Origin of the sequence: Rhizobium sp. SG741 (assembly GCF_012275435.1) — a bacterium.
Classification (GTDB): domain Bacteria; phylum Pseudomonadota; class Alphaproteobacteria; order Rhizobiales; family Rhizobiaceae; genus Rhizobium; species Rhizobium lusitanum.
The window spans coordinates 137,434-160,111 of record NZ_JAAZQP010000006.1; the positions used below are offsets into that span (position 1 = coordinate 137,434).

Genomic DNA, 22,678 nt, shown 5'->3' on the forward strand with positions numbered 1-22,678 from the left:
CGATGCTCGACCTGGTGATTTCTAATGTTCGTATCGCCAACCGCGAGGGCTGCTTCGACATCGGCATCAGGGACGGCAGGATTGCCGCAATCGAACATGCCTTGGCAACCGATGCACCGCGGCAGGATATGTGCGGCTGCCTCGCCTTTGGCGGCTTCGTCGATAGCCATATCCATCTCGACAAGGCCTGCATTCTCGATCGCTGCCTGATATGCGAGGGAACGCTGGAGGAAGCGGTCCGTGAGACTGCCAAAGCAAAAGCCGGCTTCACAACCGAGGACGTCTACGCACGCGCGGCCCGTGTCGTCGAAAATGCCATCCTGAACGGTACGACAGCGATGCGGACCTTCGTGGAGGTCGACCCTCGTGCCGGCTTTCGTTCGCTGGACGCGATCAGGCAGATCAGGCGCTCCTATGCCTGGGCGATCGATATTCAGATCTGTGCCTTTGCCCAGGAGGGCCTTACGAACGAGCCTGAAACGACGGACATGCTGGATCGCGCGCTCACCGACGGGGCGGATCTCATCGGCGGCTGTCCCTATACCGATCCCGATCCCCAGGCTCATATCACCAGGATTTTCGATCTGGCCGAGCGCCATGGTGTCGACGTCGATTTCCATCTCGATTTCGATCTCAATCCGTCAGGCTCCGCGATCCCGGCGGTCGTGGCGGAAACCAAGCGGCGGGGCTATGGCGGCCGTGTTTCCATTGGCCATGCGACCAAGCTTTCGGCCATGTCGACACAGGCGGCTAGCGAGCTTGCCGCGCATCTTGCCGATGCCGGGATAGCCGTGACGGTGCTACCAGCAACGGATCTCTTCCTGCTCGGCCGTGACAGGGATCATCTTATCCCGCGCGGCCTCGCTCCGGCGATGCTGCTTACGGGCAGCGGCGTCACCGTGACGGCGGCGACAAACAATGTTCTCAATCCCTTCACTCCTTACGGCGACGCCTCGCTTGGCCGCATGGCCAATCTCTTCGCTAATGTGGCGCAGCTCTCGCGGGATGAAGATATCGGCAGGGCATTCGACATGGTTACGGTCAATGCCGCCCTCCTGATGCGACGCAACTATGGTCTGGAACCGGGCGCAACCGCGGATATAGTAGTAGCGGACGCTGCCGATCCACTATCGATGATCCGAGAAATCCGCCAGCCCATAGCCGGCTGGAAGAACGGCAAGCAGACGTTCGTACGGCCGCAGCCGCGCCTGTTGCGTCCTGCAAGCTAGGCCACGAATGGGGCCTCACCCGCCTATCGCTTCAACTCCCGCTCGAATTTCTCGATCTGCTGCAAGACCCATGGATCGTCGGCGGAATACTGAATCGTCTCGGCCTCCAGCCGCCGCTGGCGACGACGCCTAATCCAGTCGATGAAAGCGAGAAGCAGCCGCATGCGTATATCCAAGTCTTTCAGTATCTGCGAGGCCCGACAACCAGGCGTAAGCCGCAAGGAAGTCGGGCCTCGACAACCGCAAGGCGTTGCGGCAACTATCTATTTGCCCGCGCCTAAATGAACGGTAGCTGAACACATTTACACGGAAAGATGGTTTTCTTCTCGGCCTTCGCATCCATAGGGAAGCTCGACGAGCTACAACCTATGCTCTGAAGAAGCCAAAAGCAGCCGGCATCAGCGACATGGTTCAGGGATGAAAAGCTTTTTTATGCGAGCGTACCGCTATTGCCCAATCTGACCTAGCCGAGCAGAATGACCACCGATAAACAACGCCACGTCGCTTCCGATTTCCCCGGAGCGGCACAAGCTTGGCCTCGCCTTTGCGAGGCCTTTTTCTTTTTGGCAGAGATGTTGCTACCGGCGCGGCTCGCCGCCCGGTGCATAGACCGTGTCCTGTTCGAAACGGAAGACGGCGCCGCAGCGGCAACGCATCATATGCTTGCGCGGGTCGGGCGACGGCCGTTCGGTGGAGAAACCGCGGGGCATCTCATCGATCTTGAAATCGCGGCTGGGTGCCCGACGGTTGTCGGTCTCGGAAACCTCGGCAAAACCGGCGTGCCCGCATCTCGCACATTCCAGCTTCCGTGAATATCGATCTCGCGCGGCCATTCTCTTCCAACTCGGGGACTCACATTGGGCCCTTTCTATCAGCGCTATCAGCACTCTTGAAGACCGCGCGATCTCGCTGTCCCGCCTTCTTCCAATCGATCCGGTCAATCTTGATGCCGAACACAGAAAAATTCGGCTTACCGGAAAAAGAGATTGACCTGATGGCAGATGTCAGACCAATTTATCGACCCATGATCAAGACGATGCTCACACCCCTTCCCTCCATCGACCGGACGCAGCAAGTCATCGACGCGCTGTCGACCTTCATCGAGTCGTCGAAACTCCGAGCGGGCGACCGGTTGCCCACGGAGCGCGAGTTGATGGCGGCGCTTTCCGTTGGGCGCTCGACCATCCGGGAGGTGCTCACCTATTTCCAGGCTCTGGGTGTCATGGAAACCCGCAAGGGCAGCGGCACCTATCTGCTGAAGCCTGTTTCCAAGGGCACCATCCACATGCCCCTGTCGCTCGACCCGCCGCATCTGCGCGATGCTCTGCTGCAGACGCTGGAGGTTCGTCGCGGCATCGAATGCGAGGCCGGCATGGTGGCGGCCAGGAAACGCACCGTCGAGGACATCGTCATCATCGAGCAGAAGCTTAACGAGATGGAACGCGTCCACATGGCCAAGGGCACGTCTGGACCTGAGGATCTCGCCTTTCACCTGGCAGTCTACGACGCCACGCACAATCCGTTGTTCAAGCAACTGCTCGAACAGATGCGCGAAACCTTCGAGCGCTTCTGGTCTCATCCATTCGACCGGCAGGACTTCGCCCGCCGATCCTTTCCCTTTCACCGCACCCTGTTCAACGCGATCGTCGACCAGGATCCCGAAGCGGCGCGCGCCGAAACACTGAGAATTCTCGACGTCGTCGAGGAAGACATCAAGGAAATGTCCAAATGACTGACGGGCTAGAGCCGTTCGATCTTGCGTCCCTCATAACAGCCCACGACGAAGGCAATTTCGCCGAGGCCGTGGTGCCGCCGATCTTTCAGACATCGTTGTTCACCTTCTCCAGCTATGACGAGATGATCGCCTCCTATCGCGGCGAGAAGGTGCGGCCGATCTATACGCGCGGCCTCAACCCGACCGTGCGTATGTTCGAGGAAATGCTGGCTAAGCTCGAAGGCGGCGAGGATGCGCTCGGATTCGCAAGCGGCATGGCGGCGATCTCGTCCGCCGTGCTGAGCTTCGTCGAGCCGGGCGACCGGATCGTGGCGGTCAAGCATGTCTATCCCGATGCCTTCCGTCTCTTCGGCACGGTTCTGAAGCGCATGAAGGTCGAAGTGACCTATGTCGACGGCCGCGATGAGGAAGCCGTCGCCAAGGCCCTGCCCGGCGCCAAGGTCTTCTATATGGAGAGCCCGACGAGCTGGGTCATGGAAGCGCACGATGTCGGCGCTCTCGCAGCCCTCGCCAAGAAGCACGGCGTCGTCTCGATGATCGACAACAGCTGGGCCACCCCCTATTTCCAGCGGCCCTTGAAGCTCGGCGTCGATCTCGTCATCCATTCCGCCTCCAAATATCTCGGCGGCCACAGCGATGTGGTGGCGGGCGTGGTGGCCGGCTCGAAGGAGATGATCGCGCGGCTGAAAGCCGAAGCCTATCCCTATCTCGGCGGCAAGCTCTCGCCCTTCGATGCCTGGCTCCTGATCCGCGGCCTTCGCACCCTGCCGATCCGCATGAAGGCACATGAAGCCGCGGCGATGACGATTGCCAAGCGGCTGCAGGAACTCGACGTCGTCGAGCAGGTCTGCCATCCGGGCCTTGCCAATCGGTTGCCTTCCGGCCTCAACGGCACGTCTGGCCTGTTTTCCTTCATCTTCCGTGAAGGCGTGGATATCCGCACCTTCGCCGACCGTCTCAGGCTCTTCAAACTGGGCGTTAGCTGGGGCGGGCATGAGAGCCTGATCGTGCCTGGCGAAGTCGTGCTGCAGCAAAAGGCGCAGCCGAATTCCGCCCACACCTTCGGCATCAATCCACGCTCCGTGCGGCTCCATATCGGCCTCGAAGGAACCGAGGCGCTGTGGAGAGAACTCGAGGAGGCGATCGCCGCCGCCTCGTGACGTCAGCAACCCAAAAGGAAAACCTAAAAAGGGGGAACCAAGCATGAAAAGACTGATAACCGCAGCACTCTTCACCGCCATGATGACCGGCACGGCCTTTGCCGACACGACGCTGAAGCTCGTCGAAGTGATCACCAGCCCGGAGCGCACCGAGACGCTGAAGTCGATCGTCGCCCAGTTCGAAGCAGCCAATCCCGGCACCAAGGTCGATATCATCTCGCTGCCCTGGAACGAAGCCTTCCAGAAGTTCGCGACCATGGTCTCTGCCGGCGACACGCCCGACGTCATGGAAATGCCGGACACTTGGCTTTCGCTCTATGGTAACAACGGCATGCTCGAAAGCCTCGAACCTTACCTGGCGAAGTGGGATCACACGAAGGAACTGACGCCGCGCGCACTCCAGCTCGGCCGCGACGTGAAGAACACCGCCTATATGCTGCCCTACGGCTTCTACCTGCGCGCCATGTTCTACAACAAGAAGCTTCTGAAGGACGCCGGCGTCAGCGAGCCGCCGAAGACGTTGGACGATTTCGTCAAGGCTTCCGAAGCGGTTTCGAAGCTGCCGGGCAAATATGGCTACTGCATGCGCGGCGGGCCGGGCGGCCTGAACGGCTGGATGATCTTTGCCGCCTCCATGGCCGGCGACAACAAATACTTCAAGGATGACGGCACCTCGACGATGAACAGCCCGGGCTGGGCCAAGGGCATCGAATGGATGGTCGATCTCTACAAGAAGGGCCTGGCGCCGAAGGATAGCGTCAACTGGGGCTTCAACGAAGTCGTTGCCGGCTTCTATTCCGGCACCTGCGCCTTCCTCGACCAGGACCCGGACGCCCTGATTGCTGTCGCCGAGCGCATGAAAAAGGATGATTTCGGCGTTGCGCCGCTGCCGAAGGGACCGGACGGAAAATCCTTCCCGACCATCGGCTATGGCGGCTGGTCGATGTTCTCCACCAGCCAGAACAAGGATCTCTCCTGGAAGCTGATCGCAACGCTCGAGGGGCCGGAAGGCAACCTCACCTGGAACAAGAAGATTGGCGCCCTGCCGGCCTATACGGCGGCGGAGAAGGATCCCTTCTATGCCGGTGACCAGTTCAAGGGCTGGTTCCAGGAACTGGCCGACAAGGACACTGTTCCGACAGTGATGCCAACCTACCTTGAGGAATTCGCCTTCTTCAAGGATTCGCTCGCCATCAAGACCTCGCAGCAGGCGCTGCTCGGCGATATCTCCGCGAAGGATCTTGCCGATCAGTGGGCAGACTATCTGACCAAGGCGCAGCAGAAGTTCCTTGCCAAGAAATAATCCACATATCCGGCGGCGGAGCGATCCGCCGCCGCTCTTGCCCACCTGAAACAGACGGCGTCCGAACGCCGCGAACGGGAACTCTTGCAGATGACTTCGATCACCGACACGCTCGACAGGCGTCACGACCAAAGGCCGTGGCTGAAACGCCTAGCCGACGCCTCGGAGCCTTATCTCTACAGCGCCCCTGCCCTCATCCTCATCATAGCCGTGATGCTGGTGCCGCTGGCGATCGGCATTTCCTACGCATTTCGCGATATCCAATTGCTCAATCCATTTTCGGGCGGCTTCATCGGCCTGCAGCACTTCCGCGACCTCTCCAAGGATGCAGCCTTCTACGGCGCGCTGAAGAACACGCTCTGGTGGACCGGCGCATCCGTCGTGCTGCAATTCATCTTCGGGCTGATCCTCGCCCTTTTGCTCGACAAGCCCTTCCTCGGCAGGTCGATCGTGCAGGCGCTGGTGTTCCTGCCTTGGGCGGTTCCCTCGTTCCTGGCCGGCCTCAACTGGTCATGGCTCTTCAATCCCGTCATAGGCCCGATCCCGCATTGGCTTTACGCCATGGGGTTGATGAGCGAGCCGGGTAACATTCTTTCCGATCCGCACTATGCGATGTGGGGGCCGATCATCGCCAATGTCTGGTGGGGCATCCCCTTCTTTGCGATCACGCTGCTGGCCGCGCTTCAGGCAATCCCGCGCGATCTCTATGAAGCGGCCTCCATCGATGGCGCCGGCTGGTTCGAGCGCTTCCGCTCTATCACGCTTCCCTTCCTCGCGCCGACCATCGCCATCACGGTACTCCTGCGTACGGTCTGGGTTTCCAATTTCGCCGACCTGATCGTCGTCATGACGGGCGGCGGACCGGCCGACCGCACGCAGATCGTCGCGAGCTACATCTTCACGCAGGCCTTCAGGCGGCTGGACTTCGGTTATGCCTCGGCCATCGCGTTGGTGCTGCTGGTCCTGCTGCTTGCCTATTCCATGCTGATCATCCTGCTGCGGCAGACCCTGCTGAACAAGGATTGAGCCATGAGACGATCCGTTCTCCCGACTATCGCGCATCGCCTGGCGATCCTCTGCTACGTCGTCTTCGCGCTCTTCCCGCTCTTCTGGCTGCTGAAGGTCTCGGTGACGCCGAACGACCTGCTCTATACGGAAGGCGTGCGCATGTGGCCCTCGCGCACGACATGGGAACACTATGCTTTCGTGCTGCAGCACAGCGACTTCCCGACATTCTTCAAGAACAGCCTGATCGTCTCGGGCTCGACGGCGATTGCGGTGACCATCTGCGCTTCGCTGTCCGGCTATGCGCTCTCGCGCTTCAACTTCCGCGCCAAGTACTGGATCGTGGCGCTGATGCTGCTCACCCAGATGTTTCCGCTGGTCATGCTGGTGGCGCCGATCTTCAAGATCCTGACGCCGCTGCATCTGACAAATAGTCTCACCGGCCTCGTCGTCGTCTACACGGCCTTCAACGTGCCCTTCGCCACCTTCCTGATGCAGTCCTTCTTCGACGGCATTCCGAAGGATCTGGAAGAGGCTGCCATGATCGACGGCGCGACCCAGTTTATCGCCTTCCGGCAGATCATCCTGCCGCTGACGCTGCCCGGCATCGCCGCGACGCTCGGTTTCGTCTTCACGGCCGCCTGGAGTGAGCTGCTCTTCGCGCTCATGCTGATCAACGGCAATCAGGCCGCGACCTTCCCGGTCGGGCTTCTCACCTTCGTCTCGAAATTCTCGGTGGATTTCGGGCAGATGATGGCAGCGGGCGTCATGGCGCTCATTCCGGCCGCACTCTTCTTCCTGCTCATCCAACGCTATCTCGTGCAGGGCCTGACGGCCGGCGCGGTCAAGGGTTAGTCACATGGCATCGATCGATATCCAGAACGTCAAGAAGGCCTACGGCCATGTGCAGGTGCTGCACGACATCGATCTGAGGATCAAGGATGGGGAGTTCGTCGTCCTCGTCGGCCCATCGGGATGCGGCAAGTCGACCCTGCTCAGAATGATCGCCGGCTTGGAGGACATCAGCGGCGGCGAGATCCGTATCGCCGAGAAGCGCGTCAACGAGCTGCATCCGAAGGACCGTGACATCGCCATGGTCTTCCAGTCCTACGCGCTCTATCCGCATATGAATGTCGCCGGCAACATGAGCTACAGCCTGCGACTTCGGAAGATGGCGAAGGAGAGTATCGCGAAAGCGGTCGCGGCAGCTGCCGCGAAGCTCGGCCTCGATCCCCTGCTTGAGCGCCGCCCGAAGGCGCTTTCCGGCGGCCAGCGTCAGCGCGTCGCCATGGGACGCGCCATCGTGCGCCAGCCGAAAGCCTTCCTCTTCGACGAGCCGCTGTCGAACCTCGACGCCCGTCTGCGCGAACAGATGCGGGCCGAAATCAAGAAATTGCATGGCGACCTGAAAGCGACATCGATCTACGTCACCCACGATCAGATCGAGGCGATGACGCTGGCGGACCGGATTGTCGCCATGCATGGCGGGGTGGTCCAGCAGGTCGGGAGCCCCCTTGAGCTCTACGACCGCCCCGCCAACCTCTTCGTTGCCGGCTTCATCGGCTCACCCGGCATGAATTTTCTCGATGCGACCTATGAAACGGGCAGCATGAAGCTGAAGGACGGCACCGTCGTGCCGCTACCGGCGCCGCTAAACTTGCGGTCAGGCGTCAGGGCGACCCTCGGCATCCGGCCTGAGCATGTCGTCCTCTCTTCGGATCAGTCCGATATGGCCGCCAATGTCGAGCTTCTCGAGCCTACGGGTTTCGGCATCATCCTGCACCTTTCTCTGCATGGCCTGCCGTTCAAGGTGTTCACGCTGGATCGCAGTGCGTTGAGCGCCGGTACCCAGGTGAATGTCGCCTTTCCGCCGCAGCATCTGCACGTCTTCGATGAAGAGGGAAAAAGAGCGACCTAAGCGACGACTTTTTTCCTCGCCGGAGCCAAACAGCGCAAACTGATAGAACTTTGACGCGCGCGCGGCTATCTTTTAATGTCGCAGAAGTTTCATTCAAGTACGACACTATGCTCTTCCTAAAATAGACCAGGGAGGATGTCATGCCGCTTAACAATTACGCCGTGCTCAAAGGCAGACCCATCAACAATCGCCTGGCGACCGGCTCGAGCCCGCATTATCAGGTGCTCGTTTCGGAAAATGGAACGCTGTATCGCATCGCGGTCAATGTGCGTTCGCAGGACGGAAGCGAGGTCGAATTCCTCGTGCGGGACCGCTTTGAACATCCAATCACGGCACAGCTGGCCGAGCTGCCGGAAGGATTGCACCCGACGCCCAGCCAACCCGGTGGCGTCGCGCTCGATTTCATTCGCGGCAATCTCATGCAGCCCTGGGAACTGAAACCGCTTCCGATTTCGGCGGCAGGCCCCGACAACGATCTCAACGAAAAGATCGATAGTTACATTCAGCGCGCCATGTCGGACGAACAGGCGATGATCTATGCCTTTGGCGAGACCTGGGGACCGGAGAATAACAAGGCGGATCAATATTTCGGCTTCAAACCCGGCCGCGGCATTCATGACATCCATTTCAATCAGGGCAATCCGGGCGGAAAATACGCCTCTCAGAACGGTCCATGGCAGGACGGCGGCCTGATACTGGAGTTTCCTCGCGAGCAGCAATGGGTCGCGATCTTCATGAAATTCCAGACGCAGGCGTGGCATTCGGACGACACGGACGGGTCCGTCATCGTCGCGCCGAGCCGGGATCATCCGAACCTGCCGCATGCGCCGGTCGACCGTGATGCCATCCCGACCTTCGATGTACCGGACGGGCTGGTGCGCATCATCGCCGCCTATGTCAACGACGTTAAGACGCCCGAACGCGAAACCGTCACGCTGCTGAATACCGCCGATGTGCCCGTCGATCTCACCGGCTGGCAAATCAAGGACAAGCAGAAGAACGCAATGCCGCTCGCAGGTTCGATTGCTGCCGGCGCGACGCAGGTTGTCGAAATCCACCCTCCCGTTGCACTCTCAAACAAGGGCGGGATCATCACCCTGCTCAATGCGCAGGGCATCAAGGTCCACGGTGTCTCCTATACCAAGGATCAGGCTAAGCAGCCGGGACGTACTATTCCGTTCCAGGCGTGAGCACGGCTCATACGTTCTTCAGGCATTTCCCGGCGTTAGTTCCCTTCGGAGCGCCGGGGTCGCCTGCCATCAGGAAAATGGTTCGGTCGGCCCCTTGGACGGCTGGGTGAACCAACGCGGACCATCCGCCGTCATGTGGATATGGTCCTCGAGCCGGATACCGAATTTCTGCGGAAAGACGATCATCGGCTCGTTCGAGAAGCACATGCCGGCAGCAAGCGTCGTCGCATTGCCGCGCACGATATAGGGCTCCTCATGGATTTCCAGCCCGAGGCCGTGGCCGGCGCGGTGCGGCAGTCCTGGCAGCTTATAGTCCGGCCCCAGGGAATATCTGGCAAGCACGGCACGAGCAGCATCATCCAGACTTGAGCAGGTTGCGCCCAGCTTTGCGGCATCGAAAACGGCCTGCTGCGCATCGCGCTCGATCGCCCAGGCCTGTTCGAAGGCGCTGTCGCCTGTCTTCAGCTTGTAGGTTCGCGTCAGGTCGGAGTGATAGCCGTCGATGCGGCAACCGGTGTCCACGAGAATGACATCGTCTTCGCCGAGCGTCTGGTCACCATTGGCGCCATGCGGGAGTGACGTTGCCTCGCCAAAGGACACGATGCAGAAAGTCGAGCCGCCATGGGCGCCCGCCTCCCGATGCCGCCGGTCGATGAATTCCACCACCTCGGAGGCGCGGATTCCCGGCTTGAGCAAGGCATGCGCTTGCTTGTGCACATCGAGCGTCAGGTTCATCGCATAGTGAATGAGCGCGATCTCAGCAGGCGATTTGATCCGGCGAAGGCTATTGATGATCGGCCCGCCGTTCGTCAGCCTTTCAGTCCCGAGCTTGGCCGCCAGAGCGTGATAGAAGAAAAGCGGCATGCTGTCGTCAAGTGCCAGAACACCGGCATCGCCGAGCAGACGTGCGATCAGCGCGGCACTGCTTTCCTCCTCCTGCCATTCGAGAATTTCGGCAGGCAGCCGCGGCAAGGTTTCGACGCGGCTGCGCTCGAAGCCGGGGACGATGTAATAAAGCTCGGTCGGCGTGACCAACGCCCCGAGGAACCGTTCGCTCGCGTGCCAGACAAGCCCGGTGAAATAGCGCAGGCTCTCGCTCGGTCCGATCAGCATGCCGGCCAGGCCTTGTGCATCGAGTAGCCGGCGAAGCCTTGAAAGGCGCTCCTGCCTTTCCTCCTGGGTGATCCGGGGTACGGGATGCTGCCACGACATGTTTTCAACTCTCCTCAATGATCCCAGGCGAATGCGCTTTGGTGCCATATACAATGATATCGACACTAGCGACCCTGTAGGCAAAATGTCGACAGATAAAATGCAGTCATTACCGGCCGCTTGCGTGGCCGGCTTTCAGCCCAGTTTGACCGCCACTGGCCTATCCATGTCACGGGCGACATAATCCTGGATCTGTCGGACGATCTGGGCGGCGTGATCGATCGCGAGCTTATCGGCTTGCTCGACATCGCCGGCCTCGATCGCGGCGATCATCTCTTCATGCTCATCGACATATTGACGCGGCAGGCGGTCATCGAAGGTGGAATAATAGAGCCGCAGGATGCGTCGCCCTTCGTCGAGCAGGCGCGTGAAAAATGTCGTGTAGTAGGGGTTGCCGGCGAGCTCGGCGATGGCGACGTGAAACTCGCGGTTCGCCTCGATCATCGCAAAGGCATCGCGCGCAAGCACGGCGTCGGCGAAATCCTTCTGATGGGCGCGAATGGTTCGCATGATGGCTGCATCGCGTCTCTGCGCCGCGCCACGCGTCGTCACCCGATACATCAGCGTGAGCGCCTCGAAATAGGTGGGAAGGCCGGCGAAATCGATCGTGGCGACGATGGTGTTCCTGTTCGGAAGCGTCGTTACCAGTCCGTCGGCGGCAAGGCGAAGCAGCGCCTCGCGCACCGGCGTCCTCGACATGCCGAAACGCTCCGAAAGCCGCACCTCGTCGAGCGGGCTTCCTGGCTCGAGAGCCATGGACAATATCTCCCGCCGCAGCGTCACATAGACGCTCTGCGTGCCGGACCCCCGCACCCGCACATTTTCCGCATCACTCTGCATTCGGATACCCCTCGCAGCCAAGGCTCCAATATTGCCTTTTCACATGCCCCGGCAAGGCCGGCCACCACTTGTTAAACTTTCATGCCACGCTTCTTGAGCTTTGTCGACAGTTTGTATATAAGACCTTCATCTCCAATGAGGATCGAACGATGACGACAGGATGGAAGGGCGTATTTCCCGCCGTAACGACGCAATTCAAGGAAGATCTTTCCGTTGATATCCCCGAAACGCAGCGCGTTCAGGACGCGCTCGTCAACGATGGCGTCAACGGCTTGATCGTCATGGGAACATGCGGCGAGAACAATTCGCTCGACCCCGAGGAAAAGCGCACCATTCTCAAGGCCGCCGTCGAGGTGGTCAACGGTCGAGTGCCTGTGGTCACGGGCGTCTCCGAACTCGATACGCGCCGGGCAGTCGCCTACGCCCGCGATGCCGAGAAGCTCGGCGCCGACGGCCTGATGCTGCTGCCGGCAATGGTCTATGTGCCGAAGCCTGAAGAACTGATCACGCATTTCCGCGCTGTTGCGCAAGCGACCTCGCTGCCGATCATGCTCTACAACAATCCGCCCGCCTACCGCGTCAACATCGGCGCCGATGTGCTGCAGGCGCTTGCCGACGTGCCGAACATCAAGGCCGTCAAGGAGAGCGCGCCGGATCCGCGCCGCTTCACGGATCTCATTAATGCTTTCGGTGATCGCTTTGATATCTTTGCAGGTTTGGACGATGTCGCGCTTGAGGGCCTGATGCTCGGCGCCAAGGGCTGGGTCTCCGGCCTGACGAGCGCCTTCCCGCAGGAATCGGTGCAACTGGTTGCCGCCGCCGAGCGTGGCGATTGGGAGGAAGCACGCAAGATCTATCGCTGGTTCATGCCGCTCCTGCATCTCGATGCCGAGCATGATCTCGTGCAGTCCATCAAGCTTGCCGAGCAGATCATGGGCCGTGGCTCGGAGCGCGTCCGTATGCCGCGCCTGCCGCTTTCCGGAGCCCGTCGCGCCGAGGTTACCGCGATGGTCGAAAAGGCAGCGGCCACCCGCCCGTCGAAGGTTCGTACCGCCGCCTGATTTTGAACGCCGGCGACCGCTGCGACAGCGGTTGCCGGCTGCCTCCCCCTGCGGCGACACGATCGGCCCTGTTCGATCGCTAAATTATCTGACAGCGCGGACGCCGTGGGAGTGGTTGACTGCCTCCATCGAAACCAACGGTGGAGGATCACCATGCAAAGCCCCAGCATCACAATTTCATCCGCGCGCATTCGTGTCGGCCTCAAGGTTCGGCGCACGCCCCTCTCTGCCATTGCAGCCGTCGCGCGGCTGCTGATGCACAAGATGAATGAACGGCGCAATCGAAACGCACTTCTGGAGCTCTCCGACGATCAGCTGAAGGATATCGGGCTTTCACGCGGTCAAGCGGGAAGCGACGTTCATGTTTACAGCCGCTACTAAAAAGCCGGCGCGAGATGTGTTAGGCTCGGGCAGCGGAGCCCTACGGCTCGATGGGGATTGCGGTATGTCACAAATTTCGACGGCTCTGCTGCTGAAGACGAAAACCGTCATGATCCGCGATGTCGTCTGCAATGGCGAATGCCGACACAAGAGCGACGAGGAATGCGCTCACAAGACAAGCCTCGTCTACCCCTATCGCGGCGTCTTCAAGCGGCATGTCGGCCAGAATGACGTTGTCGCCGAGGCCAATCAGGTCATCTTCTTCAACGGCGGACAGGACTACAGGATCAGTCATCCGGTCGAGGGTGGCGATTCCTGTCTCGATCTGGCGATCGACGAGGCTGTACTCCAAGAGCTTGCGCCGAAGGAACAGGTGCAGGCCGGCGAAGGCGTCGTCTTCCGCCGCCAACGCCGTCGCGTCGACCCGCGCGCGCAGGCGCTCGTCGCCCTTCTTCGCCACGGCCTGAGCCGCAACATAGCCGAAAGCCTCGAGGGCGAGACCTTGGCTCTGACCCTGGTGCGCCGCTCGCTTGGCGAGCGCACCTCACATGCGGCCGGTGCCAGCTTCGGCCGGCAGAAGCTTGTCGATCGGGCGAAGCTCGTCCTGTCTTCCGATCTCGCCCGGCGATGGACGCTCGCAGAGATCGCCAAGGAGGTCGGTGTCTCGCCGGTTTACCTCACGCAGGTCTTCCAGCAGGTCGAAGCCATGCCGCTCTATCGCTATCAATTGCGGCTGCGGCTGGCCCGCGCGCTCGACCTTCTTGGCCGGTACGACGACCTGACCATGCTCGGCCTCGATCTCGGCTTTTCCAGCCACAGCCATTTCAGCGCCGCCTTCAAGCAGACCTATGGCCTGACACCCGCCGAATTCCAGCGCTCGGCGCAGCTGAAACCGAAGCGCTACATCAGTCGCTAAAGATTCCGACAGCGCCGATAGGGCCAACGGTGCTCTCATGACCCTGCCCCGATCGGGGGATCATTCAGGAAAGGGTTATGAGATGAAGAGAACCACATGCGCCGCTTGCGACCGCGAATTGGGTGCAGAGACCATCAAGGTCAACCTCGGCGGCAAGTCGGTCGAGGTCTGCTGCGAGGAGTGCGCCGCTGCACTCAGGGAAGCCGATCAGTCAACCTCGGCTGCGTTGAGCACCAAGGAATAGAGATGCGACCGAAGCGCCTCGAGCCGCGCTTTCATCGGGCCATCATCATGGAAAGAGCCGCGCCCAAGGTGCGGCTCTTTCCATGATGATTTAAAGGAAAATATAGCTACCAGGCGCGACGGACCGCAGATTTCGCCCCCTGCGTGTCCTCCGCAGGAAAGTTGTAAAGAATTGTTGCCACCGCGCTCCCAGCAAACTTCGTTCGCAACATTCCTTCGCCAAGAAACATTCGGAAATATCGGGACCTATTGCATTCATACGGCCTCGCTAGCCTCAGCATCAGTAAATCGTAATGAAGGTACTGATCATGAGGCAACGACACATCGTCGCAACTTTGTTGATAACAGCCATCGGCGGCGTTGCCGTTTCCGCGCTCGCCGCCGAGCCGGCTGCCACGCCCGATACGCAGAAGCCCCCAGGCATCGAGGCGGCGCAACCCATGCCGGGCCGCATGATGCCGGGCGGCTGGCCCTGCCCGGGCCCGCATCCCGAAGGGCCGATGATGGCCTTCGGCGCCGGCATGCCCATGCCGCCAAACGAGCCGCCCGGCGGCTTCCATCATGGGCCGGATCCGGCTCTCGAGCTTGCGGGCAAGCTGTCGGCCATGGAAACGCTGATCGGCATTCACAGCGCCCAGCTCGATGCCTGGCGGGACTACACCAGCGCGCTGTCGGATTTTCTGGCTTTTCCGAAACATCGTCCACCCGGCCCGCCGCTCCCGGATGACGCTGCTGCGTCGCAGCCCGATCACGACGCCGACAAGCAGAAGGAACTCTTTGGCGAACTCGTCGCCGATCACGCGCTGGATAGCGCCGCCAAGGCAACCGTCCTCAAGGACAAGGCCGTCGCCCTGCGCAACGTCCTGACCGCCGATCAACTTGCAAAGCTTGAGGATGCGGAACGATCCCTCGTTCCAGGCCCTCACGCATTCCGCTGATAGACGATCGAGGATTCGACCAGGGAACATCCGACTGCATAGTCACAACAGACCATTTCCTCTCCGCCTCCAACCGATCGAGATTCCCCCCGGACGCCCTCGTCGATTGGAAGGAGCGGCCCCTCAAAGGGCCGAATGGTCCGGGAACGCCCCGCCCGGCGTTCCCGGACCAATGACGCGTGAGCTTCATCGTCCCTTCCCGCAGAAGGAAAGCCGATTGCCTCCTCAAATGGTCCGCCTTCCGTCCGAGCCAGAACCGAGGCCGGCGCACATGATCCATGAACAGGGATAGACATCTTGCCGATATGTTCGCCTTCAAACACAGGGTTGTCGAATATTGCTGCTGCCATCGCACTCGCCGTGACGTTGACAAGCTGTGTCGTTGGCCCGGACTACCGCACGCCTGGCCTTGCCGTGCCGTCGCACTGGGGCAGCAAGGCCGGAACCAAGCCTGCGAAGGCGCCGCAATTGTCCCAATGGTGGAAGCAGCTCAAGGACCCAACGCTCGATGCACTGATCGAGGAGGCGATAGCCGGCAATCTCGACGTCGCGACTGCCAAGGCAAAGATCCGCGAAGCGCGCGCCACCTATCGCGAGCAGAGAGGCGCTTTGCTGCCGACAGCCGAGGGAACCGCATCGGCAACTCGCACGCGCACGTCAGCCGCGGCAGGCGGCGCGACCGATGCTACCTTCTCCACGTTATATGATGGAGGTTTCGACGCCAGCTGGGAGCTCGATCTCTTCGGTGGCAACAAGCGCGCAGCCGAAGCGGCAAAATATGGCGTCGATGCAGCCGACGAGGAGTTGCGCGACACGATGCTGACCCTTATCGGCGATGTCGCTTCCTATTATGTGCAGGCACGCGAATATCAGGCGCTGCGCGATCTGGCCAAGCGCACCGCCGTCTCGCAGCGCAAGAGCGCCGCCCTCACCCATGCCGAATATCTGGCGGGCAGTGCCACCGCTGTCGACACCGCCAAGGCAGACGCTCTGGCGAGCAGCACCGAAGCCGATATTCCGGCCTACGAAATCTCCTACGCCCAAGCTGTTCATCGTCTCGGCGTACTGCTGGGTAGGCCGCCGGCGGCACTTGAGGAGAGGCTCAAGGCCAGCGCTCCCATTCCCAGCCCCAAGATGAGCGTCTCGACGGGCATTCCCGCCGATATCCTCGTCTCACGACCCGACGTCCGGCTGGCCGAACGGCAACTTGCGCAATATACGGCCAAGATCGGCAAGGCCGAGGCCAATCGCTATCCATCCATTTCGCTGACGGGAGACATCTCCTCGTCCGCCGCCAGCGTCGGCGACCTTGCCAAGAGATCCTCCATCGGATGGTCGCTCGGTCCTTCGCTGACCGTGCCGATCTTCCAGGGCGGCCAGCTCAAAGCGGCGGTCGACGTCGCCAAGGCCGAGCGCGATCAATATTTCATCGCCTACCAATCAGCCGTGCTTTCGGCGATGGAAGACGTCGAGAATGCCGTCGTATCGCTCACCCAGGAGCGATTGAAATACGGCAAGCTCGTCTCCTCCAGCAGCTCCTACAACCGTGCTTCGGATTTGTCGCGTACACTCAACAAGGCTGGCGTTACCGACTTTCTCGACGTGCTCGACGCCGAACGCTCGCTCTACAGCGCCGAGGAAGCCGTCATTCAGAGTCGTGCATCGATCGCCACCGACTATATCTCGCTCAACAAGGCGCTCGGCGGCGGCTGGGACGGTGATGTCGACGTCTCCAAACCCGCGGTGGTCGATACCGACACCGGTCCACATTTGACGATGGCCAAATAATCACATGCTGAACACCCTAGACCGAGAAGCACCGGCGACCATCAATCCGAAACAAACCGCAGAAGCAGTCCCTGCGAGATCCCCCTCACGCCGAGGCTTCAAACCGATGCGGCTAGCATTTGTGATTTTGCTCCTGCTCGCCGCTATTGGCCTCATCCTCTTCTGGTACGGCTTTTTCGACCGGCAGACATCATCCGCCATTACCGCACCGGTGACACGCGGCGATGTCGAAGAAGCCGTGCTTGCCTCCGGCACGTTCAAGCCAGTCAAGCTGGTCGCAGTCGGCGCGCAGGTCTCGGGGCGCATTACCGCGCTCGATGTGAAGCTCGGCGATGCCGTGAAGAAGGACACATTGATCGCCGAGATCGACTCGACGACGCAGAGCAACGACCTCAAAATCGCGCAGGCCTCGCTTGCCAACGTCAGGGCGCAGCGTCAGGAGAGCGAGGCCGACCTTGCCAATGCGCGGCTGACCCTCATCCGCCAGCAGACCGTCTTTCGCAACCAGGCCGGCTCCAAGGCCGATCTGGACAGCGCGGAAGCCAGCGTTAAGAAGATCACGGCGCAGATCGCCGCTCTCGATGCGCAGATCACCTCGGCGGAGGTAGCGGTGGAAACGGCGCAGGCCAACCTCTCCTATACGCGCATAACCGCGCCGATGGACGGCACCGTGCTCGCGATCGTCAATCAGCAGGGCCAGACGGTGAATGCGGCGCAATCGGCGCCGACCATCGTCATTCTCGGACAACTCGATACAATGATCGTTCGCACCGAGATATCGGAAGCCGATGTCGTCAAGGTCAAGGTCGGGCAGCCGGTCTATTTCACCATTCTCGGCGATCCCGTCACCCGCCACGACGCCGTGCTGCAATCGATCGAACCGGCGCCGGAATCGATCACCAGCGATAGCAGCGTCACATCCTCTTCCACCACGACATCGTCTAGCAGCAGCACGACGTCATCCTCGTCGTCTTCGGCGATCTACTACAACGGCGTCTTCGCCGTGCCGAACCACGACAATCATTTCCGCACCTATATGTCCGCCGAAGTGCACATCGTCCTCGGCCAGGCCAGGAGCGTGCTGACCATTCCATCCTCCGCGCTCGGTGCAAGGCTGGCCGACGGTTCCTACAGCGTTCAGGTCGTCGATCAAAATGGCAAGCAGAATTCCAGAAAGGTTATGGTCGGCCTCAACAATAATGTCACGGCCGAGATCCAGTCCGGCCTGTCGGAGGGCGAGAGCGTCGTGATCGGCGAGGCCATCGCTGCGACGACGACGAACAGCAACAATGGCGGGCCGCCGCCGATGGGGTTCTGAACCATGGCTTTCCCGATCATAGAACTGCAGGGCGTGCGCCGGGAATACCAGTCGGGCGAGCGCACCATCGCCGTATTGCAGGACATCGATCTGTCCATCGACGAAGGTGAGATGGTGGCTATCGTCGGCCCTTCCGGTTCCGGCAAATCGACATTGATGAACATCATCGGCCTGCTCGATCGCCCGACCGACGGAACCTATGCGATCGCCGGCGCGCAGACGCATCGCCTCGACAACGACGCGCTTTCCAGGCTGCGGCGAGAGCATTTCGGCTTCATCTTCCAGCGCTATCATCTGCTTTCGGAGTTGACCGCGATCGGCAATATCGAAGTGCCGGCAATCTATGCCGGGCAACCGGGCGAGGCGAGACGGGTGCGCGCGGCCGCACTTCTCGAACGCCTGGGCATGGCCGAAAGGGCAGGACATCGGCCAGGCCAGCTTTCCGGTGGCCAGCAGCAGCGCGTCTCGATAGCGCGCGCGCTGATGAACAACGGCAATGTCATTCTCGCCGACGAGCCGACCGGGGCGCTGGACCGACAAAGCGGCGAAGAGGTACTGCGCATCCTTGGCGAGCTGCACGCCGAAGGCCATACGGTCGTGATCGTCACCCACGACATGAATGTGGCCGCCCGCGCCGATCGCATCATCGAAATCTCCGATGGCCGGATCGTTGCCGATAGGCGCACGCGGGAGGAAACTCCCCGGCTTCGCACAGCGGTCGCCAAGGCCGGTTTCGGCAAATCCAGCTGGCGCGAGATGTCTGGCCGACTGGCCGAAGCCTTTTTCATGGCGATGCTTGCACTTAAGGCCCACCGGCTGCGCACCTTCCTCACAATGCTCGGCATCATCATCGGTATCGCCTCGGTCGTCAGCGTCATCGCGCTTGGCGAGGGATCGCAACGCAAGGTCCTGGCAAACATCAACAGCCTTGGCACGAACACGCTGGAGATTTTCCCCGGCAAAAGCTTCGGCGATATGCGGTCGGGGCGCATAAAGACCCTGGTCGTCGCGGACGCCGACGCGCTGGCGAAGCTCACTTATGTCGCAGCCGTCACACCGACTGTCTCGACGAGCAGTACCGTGCGCTTCGGCTCAACGGAAGCAAATGCGCTGATCAACGGCGTTGGTGACGCCTATTTTACGGTGAAGGGATCAAAACTGGTCGCCGGCCGTCTGTTTGACGCTGACGGTATCAGGCTCATGGCGCAGGACGCCGTGATCGATCAGAACACCGCAACGACGCTGTTTACCGACAAAGGTCTCAACCCGATCGGGCAGACGATCTTCGTCGGCAAGGTGCCTGTGCGTGTCATCGGCGTCATTGCCTCCCAACAGGGCGGCTTCGGCTCCAGCGACAATCTTTCCGTCTATCTGCCCTATACCGGCGTGCAGGCGCGCTTCCTCGGCGATATGTCGCTGCGCAGCGTCACCGTACGCGTCGTGGACGATATCGAAAGCTCAACAGCCGAAGCGGCCGTGACGCAGTTCCTGGAGCGCCGCCACGGCACCAAGGATTTCTTCATTCTCAATACCGACGATATCCGCCAGACGATCACCACCACGACCAGGACAATGACCCTCCTCGTCTCGGCGATCGCCGTCATCTCGCTGCTTGTCGGCGGCATCGGCGTCATGAACATCATGCTCGTCTCGGTATCCGAGCGTATCGCGGAGATCGGCGTGCGCATGGCCGTCGGTGCAAGGCGCCAGGACATCCTGCAGCAGTTCCTGATCGAGGCCGTGCTGGTCTGCCTCCTCGGCGGCGCTTTCGGCATTGCCACAGCGCTCGGCTTCGGCGCCGCCTTCAATCATTTCGCGTCCAATTTCACATTGGTTTTTTCGGCGAGCTCGATCCTTCTCGCCTTCACGTGTTCGTGCGCCATCGGCCTCACCTTCGGGTACCTGCCGGCACGCAACGCCTCGCGGCTCGATCCGGTCGCAGCGCTTTCAAGAGACTGATTATCAAGGGAAATTTTAGGGTGCCCTCGGAGATAATCCGGCTTCGCCATTCGTGTTGGGGGCGTCATGGCGAAGCCGGTATGCGGGGCGATCAAAGCCTGCTCGAGCCAAGCTTGTGATCGACTGTGATACTACATCAGTCCGCGGCTCGAACATTTCTGAATGTTTCTGAAAGGAGGCATTTTCGAGAAATTTAGTGTCTCGGCTTTGCCAAAGGGCCGGCTTTATTTGGTAAGTTCTGTAACCTTATTATAATACTATCGTCCATTGAAACTTCCGAAAGTCTTACGCAAGTAAATCTTGTTTTTCTGCAAAACGCCAGTCGCAATCCGGCACTCGGTTCGAAAATGCGACCGAGTTGTGCCCACCGCGAAGACTTGGGCGAACCGGCATGGCTTAATTCGCGGATTTACCGTCGGCGCTCTTAAATGAAACTACCTGCTCAAGCCCCGTAGGCTGCCGGTTTCGCACGGTGATTTCGCCATCGAAGCGGGTGACGATCTCATGGGCAATGGCCATGCCGAGACCGGCACCGGGAAAGGATCTTTGCCTTGCTATGTCGATGCGGAAGAAAGGCTCGAACACCTGATTGAGCCGCTCCTCGGGGATGCCGGGACCGGTATCGATAATTCTGACCACCGCCTTGTTGCCGAGATGCGTCACGGTGACCGTTGCCGATTGGCCATGCGTGGCGGCATTGATGAGCAGATTCCGCAACGCCCTGGTGACCGCCAGCGGCCCCGCAGAGATCAGCGCAGGCTCCAGCTCGCCGCTTTTGACATTCATGTGGATCGCCTGAAGCTCCTCGACGATTTCCTCCACGGCCGTATCGAGCCTGACGCGCTCCAGGCTGTCCTTGGAAATCTCTTCCCTCACCAGGCCAATCGCGCTGTCGGCGATCCTGTCGAGCTCCTCGAGATCGGCGAGCCATTTGCGCCGCTCTTCATCGTCCTGGATGAACTCCGCCCGCAGACGCATCCGCGTCATCGGCGTCCTCAGATCATGCCCGGCAGCCGCCACGAGCCGCATCCGGCTTTCCGTGGAGGCCTTCACTCGGGCCGACAGGCCGTTGAGCGCCTGTGCGGTGACCCGAATTTCACCCGGACCGGTTTCCGGTATATGTGGGAGCGTGCCATCCGGGTTGACTTCGGCCACGGCCCGCTCCAGCAGGCGAAGTGGTTTCATGATCTTCGAAGCCGCGAAGATGGAAACCAGCACGCTGCCGATGATGATAAGGCCGAGCCATCCGACAAGAATCTTCCAGCCTCCCGGCGGTGGACCATGTTGCGGCATCGGCGTCACGAGCCAGCTGCCGTCGGAGAGCTTCAGCGACGCAATCATCTCGCCGGTCGATTGGCGCGATATGATCGCCTCGCGCATGCTGGAAATCCGAAGCAGCGCCTCGACTAGAAAGCGGGACAATTCCTCATCGCGCGGACCGTCGGCAGGCTTGGGAGCGACAATCAACCCCGCCGCGGCAGCCATGGCCCGGTCCTTCTCGGCGAAGGCGGCCAGAACGGCGAGTTGCCGTGCCTCCGGCTCGATCATCATGTCCGGCCTGGGTCCCCGCATGACAAGGCTTGCCACGAAAGACGATGAAATGACGACCAGAACGATAGCCGTCAGCAGGAGCAGCGCCAGACGCGCACCGAGGGATTTCATGGATCGCCCTTGACCGCCGTCACCGGTACGACGAGCTGATAGCCGCCATTGCGGACCGTTCGGAAGACCGGCTCCTCAGCGGTTTCGCCGAGCTTCCGGCGCAGCCGGCTCATCAGGACATCGATCGAGCGGTCGGCGGGATCGCGATCACGCCCCTGCGTCAGGTCGAGCAGCTGATCACGCGACAAAAGCCGCCCCGCCCGCTCGAGGAAGGTCTTGAGCAGATCGAATTCGGCGCCGGTCAGCGGGATCACTTCGCCATTCTCCCTGGTCACCCGGCGGAGCTGCGGATCAAGGGTCATATCAGCGAAAAGATACCGCCTTTGTTCAGGCTCGGAAGACATGTCCTCGTTGGTACGACGCAACACGGCACGAATGCGGGCAGCCAGCTCACGCGGATTGAACGGCTTGCCGAGATAATCGTCAGCGCCGATCTCGAGGCCGAGAATCCGGTCTATATCCTCCTTTAAGGCCGTCAGCAGAATGACCGGAACGCGCGGGCGCCTGTTGCGCAGGTCGCGGCAGAGATCGAGACCTGATCCGTCCGGCAGCATGACATCCAGAACAAGCAGATCGGGGGAGCGCCGATTGAGGGAATCATTGCAGCCGCGGAGGTCGCTTGCCGTCGACACGCGAAAGCCCTGCTCCTCGAGATACCGGCTCAGCAGCGAGCGAATCTCGTGGTCGTCATCGACGATTAAAATATCCGGTGCGGCGATAACAGTCATGGGCTTCATTCCGTTTCTCAACTCTTATACGAACTATCAACTCCATGAAAAGACGGGTTTTGCGGCGCCAATACGGAATTTCTCGCGCCGGA

Annotated in this window: 22 protein-coding genes; 16 read left to right on the top strand and 6 right to left on the bottom strand. The window is 60.7% G+C overall.

Features of this window, described 5'->3' with window-relative positions; genetic code table 11:
- Positions 1-2: 2 nt before the first annotated feature.
- Positions 3-1,229, top strand: a complete 1,227-nt coding sequence (locus FHT29_RS17115; RefSeq protein WP_047560157.1) for an amidohydrolase family protein — start codon at positions 3-5, stop codon at positions 1,227-1,229.
- 23 nt (positions 1,230-1,252) lie between these two features.
- Here the strand turns inward: FHT29_RS17115 and FHT29_RS17120 are convergent, their stop codons facing one another.
- Both FHT29_RS17120 and FHT29_RS34945 read right to left on the bottom strand, forming a co-directional pair.
- Positions 1,253-1,393, bottom strand: a complete 141-nt coding sequence (locus FHT29_RS17120) for a hypothetical protein (RefSeq protein WP_168599905.1) — start codon at positions 1,391-1,393, stop codon at positions 1,253-1,255.
- Positions 1,394-1,807: 414 nt separating this feature from the next.
- Positions 1,808-1,939, bottom strand: coding sequence for a hypothetical protein (locus FHT29_RS34945; protein ID WP_281408374.1), 132 nt, complete (start codon positions 1,937-1,939; stop codon positions 1,808-1,810).
- A gap of 284 nt (positions 1,940-2,223) precedes the next feature.
- Between FHT29_RS34945 and FHT29_RS17130 the strand changes: the two genes are divergently transcribed.
- From FHT29_RS17130 to FHT29_RS17160, 7 genes are all read left to right on the top strand, one after another.
- Positions 2,224-2,961, top strand: coding sequence for a FadR/GntR family transcriptional regulator (locus tag FHT29_RS17130; RefSeq protein ID WP_047560284.1), 738 nt, complete (start codon positions 2,224-2,226; stop codon positions 2,959-2,961).
- Positions 2,958-4,124, top strand: coding sequence for a PLP-dependent transferase (locus FHT29_RS17135; protein ID WP_047560163.1), 1,167 nt, complete (start codon positions 2,958-2,960; stop codon positions 4,122-4,124). The genes FHT29_RS17130 and FHT29_RS17135 overlap by 4 nt, the downstream gene beginning before the upstream one ends.
- 43 nt (positions 4,125-4,167) lie before the next feature.
- Positions 4,168-5,427, top strand: a complete 1,260-nt coding sequence (locus FHT29_RS17140) for a sugar ABC transporter substrate-binding protein (RefSeq protein WP_047560166.1) — start codon at positions 4,168-4,170, stop codon at positions 5,425-5,427.
- A 90-nt stretch (positions 5,428-5,517) separates the two neighbouring features.
- Positions 5,518-6,453, top strand: a complete 936-nt coding sequence (locus FHT29_RS17145) for a sugar ABC transporter permease (protein ID WP_037197490.1) — start codon at positions 5,518-5,520, stop codon at positions 6,451-6,453.
- Between the two features lie 3 nt (positions 6,454-6,456).
- Entirely contained in the window at positions 6,457-7,287 is an 831-nt protein-coding gene (locus tag FHT29_RS17150; RefSeq protein WP_034510592.1) for a carbohydrate ABC transporter permease, read from the top strand.
- 4 nt (positions 7,288-7,291) lie between these two features.
- Positions 7,292-8,350 carry a sn-glycerol-3-phosphate ABC transporter ATP-binding protein UgpC gene (gene ugpC, locus FHT29_RS17155; RefSeq protein ID WP_037197488.1) on the top strand — a complete coding sequence of 353 codons (1,059 nt, stop codon included), beginning with the start codon at positions 7,292-7,294 and terminating at the stop codon, positions 8,348-8,350.
- Between the two features lie 140 nt (positions 8,351-8,490).
- Entirely contained in the window at positions 8,491-9,540 is a 1,050-nt protein-coding gene (locus tag FHT29_RS17160; protein ID WP_047560169.1) for a DUF2278 family protein, read from the top strand.
- 69 nt (positions 9,541-9,609) lie between these two features.
- Here FHT29_RS17160 and FHT29_RS17165 read toward each other — a convergent pair whose 3' ends face one another.
- Complete coding sequence (locus FHT29_RS17165) at positions 9,610-10,752, bottom strand: Xaa-Pro peptidase family protein (protein ID WP_037197485.1); 1,143 nt, start codon at positions 10,750-10,752, stop codon at positions 9,610-9,612.
- 135 nt (positions 10,753-10,887) lie between these two features.
- Positions 10,888-11,592, bottom strand: coding sequence for a GntR family transcriptional regulator (locus FHT29_RS17170; protein WP_037197484.1), 705 nt, complete (start codon positions 11,590-11,592; stop codon positions 10,888-10,890).
- A gap of 149 nt (positions 11,593-11,741) precedes the next feature.
- Between FHT29_RS17170 and FHT29_RS17175 the strand changes: the two genes are divergently transcribed.
- The 8 genes from FHT29_RS17175 to FHT29_RS17210 all read left to right on the top strand — a co-directional run bounded on the left by FHT29_RS17175 (position 11,742) and on the right by FHT29_RS17210 (position 20,196).
- Positions 11,742-12,653 carry a dihydrodipicolinate synthase family protein gene (locus FHT29_RS17175; protein WP_047560172.1) on the top strand — a complete coding sequence of 304 codons (912 nt, stop codon included), beginning with the start codon at positions 11,742-11,744 and terminating at the stop codon, positions 12,651-12,653.
- Positions 12,654-12,806: 153 nt separating this feature from the next.
- Entirely contained in the window at positions 12,807-13,034 is a 228-nt protein-coding gene (locus FHT29_RS17180) for a DUF1127 domain-containing protein (protein WP_037197481.1), read from the top strand.
- A 64-nt stretch (positions 13,035-13,098) separates the two neighbouring features.
- Positions 13,099-13,950, top strand: a complete 852-nt coding sequence (locus tag FHT29_RS17185) for an AraC family transcriptional regulator (RefSeq protein WP_037197480.1) — start codon at positions 13,099-13,101, stop codon at positions 13,948-13,950.
- An 82-nt stretch (positions 13,951-14,032) separates the two neighbouring features.
- Positions 14,033-14,194, top strand: a complete 162-nt coding sequence (locus FHT29_RS17190) for a hypothetical protein (protein WP_168599906.1) — start codon at positions 14,033-14,035, stop codon at positions 14,192-14,194.
- Between the two features lie 307 nt (positions 14,195-14,501).
- A complete protein-coding gene (locus tag FHT29_RS17195) occupies positions 14,502-15,131 on the top strand; it encodes a hypothetical protein (protein WP_047560287.1) in 630 nt (209 codons plus the stop codon).
- A 327-nt stretch (positions 15,132-15,458) separates the two neighbouring features.
- On the top strand, positions 15,459-16,919 hold the full coding sequence (locus FHT29_RS17200) for an efflux transporter outer membrane subunit (RefSeq protein ID WP_167669605.1): 1,461 nt from the start codon (positions 15,459-15,461) through the stop codon (positions 16,917-16,919).
- 106 nt (positions 16,920-17,025) lie between these two features.
- Positions 17,026-18,237 carry an efflux RND transporter periplasmic adaptor subunit gene (locus FHT29_RS17205; protein ID WP_037197479.1) on the top strand — a complete coding sequence of 404 codons (1,212 nt, stop codon included), beginning with the start codon at positions 17,026-17,028 and terminating at the stop codon, positions 18,235-18,237.
- A 3-nt stretch (positions 18,238-18,240) separates the two neighbouring features.
- On the top strand, positions 18,241-20,196 hold the full coding sequence (locus FHT29_RS17210) for a MacB family efflux pump subunit (RefSeq protein WP_047560175.1): 1,956 nt from the start codon (positions 18,241-18,243) through the stop codon (positions 20,194-20,196).
- A gap of 396 nt (positions 20,197-20,592) precedes the next feature.
- On the opposite strand, the gene FHT29_RS17215 is transcribed toward FHT29_RS17210, so the two are convergent.
- Positions 20,593-21,858 carry an ATP-binding protein gene (locus tag FHT29_RS17215; protein ID WP_037197476.1) on the bottom strand — a complete coding sequence of 422 codons (1,266 nt, stop codon included), beginning with the start codon at positions 21,856-21,858 and terminating at the stop codon, positions 20,593-20,595.
- Complete coding sequence (locus FHT29_RS17220) at positions 21,855-22,586, bottom strand: response regulator transcription factor (RefSeq protein WP_037197569.1); 732 nt, start codon at positions 22,584-22,586, stop codon at positions 21,855-21,857. Before FHT29_RS17220 ends, FHT29_RS17215 begins: the two co-directional genes overlap by 4 nt.
- Positions 22,587-22,678 lie beyond the last annotated feature (92 nt).

Excerpts from the sequence above, each read along its gene's own strand:
- FHT29_RS17115 (WP_047560157.1), top strand. The coding sequence starts at position 3 with ATGCTCGACCTGGTGATTTCTAATGTTCGTATCGCCAACCGCGAGGGC.
- FHT29_RS17120 (WP_168599905.1), bottom strand. The coding sequence starts at position 1,393 with ATGCGGCTGCTTCTCGCTTTCATCGACTGGATTAGGCGTCGTCGCCAG.
- FHT29_RS34945 (WP_281408374.1), bottom strand. The coding sequence starts at position 1,939 with ATGCCCCGCGGTTTCTCCACCGAACGGCCGTCGCCCGACCCGCGCAAG.
- FHT29_RS17130 (WP_047560284.1), top strand. The coding sequence starts at position 2,224 with ATGGCAGATGTCAGACCAATTTATCGACCCATGATCAAGACGATGCTC.
- FHT29_RS17135 (WP_047560163.1), top strand. The coding sequence starts at position 2,958 with ATGACTGACGGGCTAGAGCCGTTCGATCTTGCGTCCCTCATAACAGCC.
- FHT29_RS17140 (WP_047560166.1), top strand. The coding sequence starts at position 4,168 with ATGAAAAGACTGATAACCGCAGCACTCTTCACCGCCATGATGACCGGC.
- FHT29_RS17145 (WP_037197490.1), top strand. The coding sequence starts at position 5,518 with ATGACTTCGATCACCGACACGCTCGACAGGCGTCACGACCAAAGGCCG.
- FHT29_RS17150 (WP_034510592.1), top strand. The coding sequence starts at position 6,457 with ATGAGACGATCCGTTCTCCCGACTATCGCGCATCGCCTGGCGATCCTC.
- ugpC (WP_037197488.1), top strand. The coding sequence starts at position 7,292 with ATGGCATCGATCGATATCCAGAACGTCAAGAAGGCCTACGGCCATGTG.
- FHT29_RS17160 (WP_047560169.1), top strand. The coding sequence starts at position 8,491 with ATGCCGCTTAACAATTACGCCGTGCTCAAAGGCAGACCCATCAACAAT.
- FHT29_RS17165 (WP_037197485.1), bottom strand. The coding sequence starts at position 10,752 with ATGTCGTGGCAGCATCCCGTACCCCGGATCACCCAGGAGGAAAGGCAG.
- FHT29_RS17170 (WP_037197484.1), bottom strand. The coding sequence starts at position 11,592 with ATGCAGAGTGATGCGGAAAATGTGCGGGTGCGGGGGTCCGGCACGCAG.
- FHT29_RS17175 (WP_047560172.1), top strand. The coding sequence starts at position 11,742 with ATGACGACAGGATGGAAGGGCGTATTTCCCGCCGTAACGACGCAATTC.
- FHT29_RS17180 (WP_037197481.1), top strand. The coding sequence starts at position 12,807 with ATGCAAAGCCCCAGCATCACAATTTCATCCGCGCGCATTCGTGTCGGC.
- FHT29_RS17185 (WP_037197480.1), top strand. The coding sequence starts at position 13,099 with ATGTCACAAATTTCGACGGCTCTGCTGCTGAAGACGAAAACCGTCATG.
- FHT29_RS17190 (WP_168599906.1), top strand. The coding sequence starts at position 14,033 with ATGAAGAGAACCACATGCGCCGCTTGCGACCGCGAATTGGGTGCAGAG.
- FHT29_RS17195 (WP_047560287.1), top strand. The coding sequence starts at position 14,502 with ATGAGGCAACGACACATCGTCGCAACTTTGTTGATAACAGCCATCGGC.
- FHT29_RS17205 (WP_037197479.1), top strand. The coding sequence starts at position 17,026 with ATGCGGCTAGCATTTGTGATTTTGCTCCTGCTCGCCGCTATTGGCCTC.
- FHT29_RS17210 (WP_047560175.1), top strand. The coding sequence starts at position 18,241 with ATGGCTTTCCCGATCATAGAACTGCAGGGCGTGCGCCGGGAATACCAG.
- FHT29_RS17215 (WP_037197476.1), bottom strand. The coding sequence starts at position 21,858 with ATGAAATCCCTCGGTGCGCGTCTGGCGCTGCTCCTGCTGACGGCTATC.
- FHT29_RS17220 (WP_037197569.1), bottom strand. The coding sequence starts at position 22,586 with ATGACTGTTATCGCCGCACCGGATATTTTAATCGTCGATGACGACCAC.